The sequence below is a fragment of the Streptomyces tropicalis genome (assembly GCF_029269835.1).
Classification (GTDB): domain Bacteria; phylum Actinomycetota; class Actinomycetes; order Streptomycetales; family Streptomycetaceae; genus Streptomyces; species Streptomyces tropicalis.
Genome location: NZ_JARJBB010000064.1, coordinates 1 through 4548, shown reverse-complemented (window position 1 = coordinate 4548; position 4548 = coordinate 1). Strand labels below are relative to the sequence as shown.

Below are 4548 nucleotides of genomic sequence, written 5' to 3'. Positions count from 1 at the left end.
CAACGCGGCCCGTTGCCGGCGAGCGCCCTCCACGAGTTCGCTCAACAACACGGCCAGCACGGCTGGTTGCTCGCTGGGAACCCGGTGGGTGGCACCCTCGAGCACATGCACCCGCGCGTGGGCGAGCTCGGCGGCGAGGCGGCAGGTGTGCACGGGCTGGATGACCCGGTCCTGCGCTCCCGTGACCAGGTGGACGGGGACGTCGCGCAGGGCGGTGAGGCGACCCGCCACGTCGAAATCCATGATGGCCCTGAACCAGGCGGCCGCCACGTCTGTGGTCGGCCGCGGTCCGGCAGAGGGGACCAGGAGGTCGCGCAGGTAGCGGGTGGAGCGCGGCGCACGGGTGCAGACCTCCGCGATGGCTGTGCGCGCGCTGCCCACGACGCGGGCGAACGGCGGGTGTCCGGCCAGGCTCAGGTCCATCTGGCCGCTGCTGGCGCTCACCAGCAGCAGGCCGGCTGGCTGCACGTCGATAGTGGGTCCGCGCGTCGCGGCGCTCGTCAGCACGGCCATCGCCCCCATCGAGTGCGCGGCCACGATCGCCGGGGTGTCCGGGCTGAAGGTGCTCAGCACGGCCTGCAGGTCATCGGCCAGCACCCGCATGTCCGCGTGGGCGCGTCCCGGGGTGGAGGCTCCGTGTCCGCGCTGGTCGAAGGTGAGGATGCGCGTCCGGTCGTCGGCGGGAAGGTGGCGAAGCACGTCGCCCCATACGGCGGCGGAGGCTGACCAGCCGTGCGCCAGGACCACCGTCACCTCGGGCGGGGCGCTCGGCTCGCGCCGGTAGACGGCCAGGCGCGCACCGTCCGGTCTCATCAGGTGGAGGAGTTCTGCCTGCTTGTTCAGGTCCATCGGGTTACCCGACGGGGACCGTGAGGTCGACGGTGGAGCTGTGGATGGCCGGCCGGTCCGCGCCGAGCGTCTTCATGATCTTGAGCATGCGCACATTGTCCGAGCCCGTCATGACGGTCATGGAGGAGCAGCCGAAGGTGCGGGCCTGCGCCCGCGCGTGCTGCGCCAGCGTGGTGCCCAGGCCCCGGCTCTGCCACGGATCCTCGATCATGATGCCGAGCTCGGCGGTGTCGGGGTCGGTCGTGAGGACGAGGTTGGTGGTCGCGATGAGCTGCTGTGGATCGTCTTCCGGGTGGGTGACCCAGGTGAGGCTGCGGTCGGGGCGGGTCAGGTGGTGGAACTCGGCAAGGCGCAGTGAGCGCCGGGCGGCCTGGTAGCGGGCGAAGCGTGTCGCGAGTGAGCAGCGGTCGTGCAGTGCGTTCACCGCGTCGAAGTCGTCGAGCGTCGCGGGGCGGGTGATGGTCCGGGTCCTGGTGTGCGGCAGGACGGGCTGATGGGTGGTCATCGGGGCAGGGGTGGGCACAGTGGTCCTCGGCTTGGAGACGGGGAGGCGGGGGGCTCAGGACACGGTGCAGGACTGCTGCAACCGCCGGTAGCCCTTGCGGGGGCTACTGACCGGGGTCCGGCACCGGCACTTCCGGCTCCGTACCTCGTGGCGGGATCCCGGCCCCTCGCAAGGGAGTCAGCCTTGCGCGGCCGCCCTGGGTGGGACGCTGTCGTCCATGGCGAGGGTGAACATCGCAGGCCTGGGCCGGGCGGCCGTGTTGGCGGCGCTGTTCAACCACACGGAGCCGCTCGGGATGGGCACCTACGACCCGCTCGCCCACACGAAGCTGTCGGTTGAGGAGGCGCAGCAGCTTCCGGACTCGGTGAAACCCCGGGCGGTCACCGCTCTCCCCGAGCCGGGCCGGGCCTTCATCGCGCCGGGTGGCGGCGTGCGAGGTCGGTGAGTACGACCGGGACAATGGGGCTGGGCTCGCCGAGAAGGTGCTCGCCCGGCTGCGTGAGACCGGAGAGGTGACCCCCGCATATCCAGATCAGCGGCCTCACGCGGGCGAAGGGGCGGCTCCGGGCGGGGTGCGCCTCGACACGGGCGGCGGCGAGCCGGCTGTTACCGCCTCTCGTGGCGGGTCTCGCCCGGGGCGAGCGCCTGGGCCGCGGTGGCGAGGTGGGACTGCAGGAGGGCGGCGCCGTGCTCACCGTCGGTGTGGGCTTCGTTCAGGCCCGCCAGGATGATCCCGGGCGCGCTGATCCGGTTCCACATGACGACGTAGGCCGTCGGGTCCGAGGGCGGCGTTGCGGGCATCAAGCCCCGCACCTTTCGCCCGGGGCTGAGGGCTGCGGTGAGCTCGGCGGCGCTCATGGCCAGGAACCCGTTGCCCTCGACGGTGATGCGGTGGTCGAGGAGTTCTGCCGTGGTGGCGCCGCTCGGCGGCGCCTCCGGGCGATGGTGGCGCAGGGGCGGGGCCACGGTCAGGGCCTTGACGGTGCGGGCTTCGTGCGCGGTGCGCTCGGCATCCTCCAAGGATCCGGACTGCAGGAAGCGGGCCGCCGCATCGAGCAGGAACCCGAAGGTGCCCTGCAACGGGAAGGTGAGGACTTCGCGCGTCGGCTGGGTTGGGATGCTGCGCGGGATGACGGAGCGGCCGGTGGCCTCCAGCTGCTCAAGGGCATCGGGCCAGGGTGCGGGGGTCATGCCCGTTGCAGGGCGGCCCAGGAGGTTCCCGGCCGGCTCAACCCGGATGTCCGCCAGTGCCTCGTTCACGGCGTTGTGCATGGTGAGCCCCCTTCTGGGATGTACGCGAGCAGCCGCCATCTTCTCGCTCAGGGTGTCTCGCGGTGCAGCGGGGGTCCTCCACCTTCAGCAGCCGGGCGGGTAGCTCCGGGGAGCTGCCCCTGGCTGGGCGTGGGTGTTGCCTGCGTCGGCGGGGCAGGGCGTTGCGCCCCTGACGCGCCTCTGCGCGTGCGCAGGGAGGCGGGGAGTTCGGCGGTGAAGAACGCGCGAGAGCACATGCTCGGGCTCCTTGTCGGGTCGGTGGGTTACGCGGACAGGCGTGCTGAGCGGATCTCGGCGGCGGCGCTGCGCAACCGTGCGGTGCACTGCGGATAGTCCGTGCCGGAGACGAGGACGTGTCCGCTGCGGTGCAGAGGGCCCACTGAGCGCTCGGCCGGATACGGGCGGAGGGTTGCGTACGGGGTGATGTGGGGGTGGGTCGCCGCGTTCGGCGGCAGCAGAGCGGTGCTGCCGGGGCCCTGGAGGAAGCGCACGGCACTCGCCCCGAGGCGGCGCTCGTCGGCGGGCAGGGCCCGGCCGCGGGCATGGTGGCCGGCCTGGGAGATGAGGTCGATCCCGGTCACCTGCTCGATCAGCATGCCGAGCAGGGGGTCGGTGAGGTGGGTTGCGACGCTGATCACGCGTGGTCCGGTGGAGGTGATCCGCAGGCGGATCTGTGCCGGTCCCGAGCGGTGTCCCAGGGCGGCCAGCGCGCGGCTCGCAGTGTCCTCGACGGCGGGCGCGCAGACGTCGTCGGCGTCGACGACGACTTCCACCGGGACCAGTGCGGGTTCGGCCTGCGGGTCGAAGGTTGCGTGGGAGATCGCGACGACCCTGGGGCCGGACGGAGAGTCGGCGGTGTATGCGGTCGCCTCGATCCCGTCGAGCTGTGGCTCGATGACCGTGCCGGTCCCGTGCCAGGTGGCAGCGGTGGCCGCCGAGAACGCTTCCGCCAGTTCGGGCAGGCTTCTCACCTGGCGGGCGGCGTACCGCCGCCAGGGGGAGGCGGGTTTGCAGACCAGGGGGAAGCCGACCTGGTGGGCTGCTTCCAGGGCCTGGTCGTAGGTGTCCGCGTGGAGGGCTCCACTGTTGTCTATGCCTGCAGCGGTGAGGAGTTGGGCCGTGCGATGGCGCAGAGTGGTTGCTTCGATCGTCGCGGTGGGCGGTGCGGGCAGGGTGAGCTCGCGGCGGATCAGGTCGACGGTACGGGCCTGGGCGGGGTGGAAGGTGAGCGCGCCGACGAGGGGCCGGGTGCTGGCGAACTTCTGGACCGTGGAGAGGACTTGGGTCGGATCCATGAGGTTGGCGGTCCTGGCCTCATCGAGGAGGGACTGCTGCCAGGCTGGTGGCTCCGCATCGATGAGGAGCAGCGGCGCCACGGCGGCGAGGCGTTGCACGGCGTACTCCCACTCCGCCTGCGGCCCGCTGCCCAGGACGACGAGGTGCCCGGCGGGGCCGTCGTCCCGGTAGGGCGCGTGGGTGTTCACGGGCGGTGCTCCAGAAGGTAGGAAGTGGTGCGCTCGCTGGCGGTGCCAGAGGGTGTGGTCACTCTCGCCGGACGGTCGGGGCGGGGCAATGGCTCCTCGCGCCGGTTCCCTGGCTACGGTCGACATGCGGCTCGTTGTGTCGCATAGCGGGACGTGAACCGAATTTCCGATTGCTGCTGGCGGGACGCGGTCCGCGCCATGGGAGCTGGCGGTAATTGCGCAGGTCACACGGGGTTTCGGTGGGACGCTGGTCCATGGGGTGGCACGCGGCACCACCATGAGGTGCTCCCGCATCCCGCTGCGCTGCGCGCGATCGCGCGCCTCTGCGAAACCAGCTGTGAACTGCTGTTTTGTTGTCCCGTTGCGGGCAACTTCCGAGGCGGACCGCGTGTTTGGGGGGCCACTGGAAGACCCTCTTCCTGGAAGAGGTGGTTCCTC

5 protein-coding genes are annotated in these 4548 nt (G+C 71.6%); 1 reads left to right on the top strand and 4 read right to left on the bottom strand.

Translation table 11 applies throughout. The features are described 5' to 3' along the window. Together P3H78_RS32780 and P3H78_RS32775 are read right to left on the bottom strand one after the other, a co-directional pair. A partial coding sequence (locus P3H78_RS32780) for an alpha/beta fold hydrolase (protein WP_276112827.1) occupies positions 1–849 on the bottom strand: 849 nt, incomplete at its 3' end. 4 nt (positions 850–853) lie between these two features. Continuing rightward, positions 854–1354 (bottom strand): GNAT family N-acetyltransferase, encoded by a 501-nt coding sequence (locus P3H78_RS32775; protein WP_276112826.1) that lies wholly within the window; start codon positions 1352–1354, stop codon positions 854–856. Between the two features lie 217 nt (positions 1355–1571). Here P3H78_RS32775 and P3H78_RS32770 point away from each other — a divergent pair, with 217 nt between their 5' ends. Then, a complete protein-coding gene (locus tag P3H78_RS32770) occupies positions 1572–1799 on the top strand; it encodes a hypothetical protein (protein ID WP_276112825.1) in 228 nt (75 codons plus the stop codon). Between the two features lie 161 nt (positions 1800–1960). Here the strand turns inward: P3H78_RS32770 and P3H78_RS32765 are convergent, their stop codons facing one another. Together P3H78_RS32765 and P3H78_RS32760 are read right to left on the bottom strand one after the other, a co-directional pair. Next, positions 1961–2626: a hypothetical protein gene (locus P3H78_RS32765; protein WP_276112824.1), complete on the bottom strand. Its 666-nt coding sequence runs from the start codon at positions 2624–2626 to the stop codon at positions 1961–1963. 263 nt (positions 2627–2889) lie between these two features. Next, a complete protein-coding gene (locus P3H78_RS32760) occupies positions 2890–4110 on the bottom strand; it encodes an ATP-grasp domain-containing protein (RefSeq protein WP_276112823.1) in 1221 nt (406 codons plus the stop codon). Positions 4111–4548 lie beyond the last annotated feature (438 nt).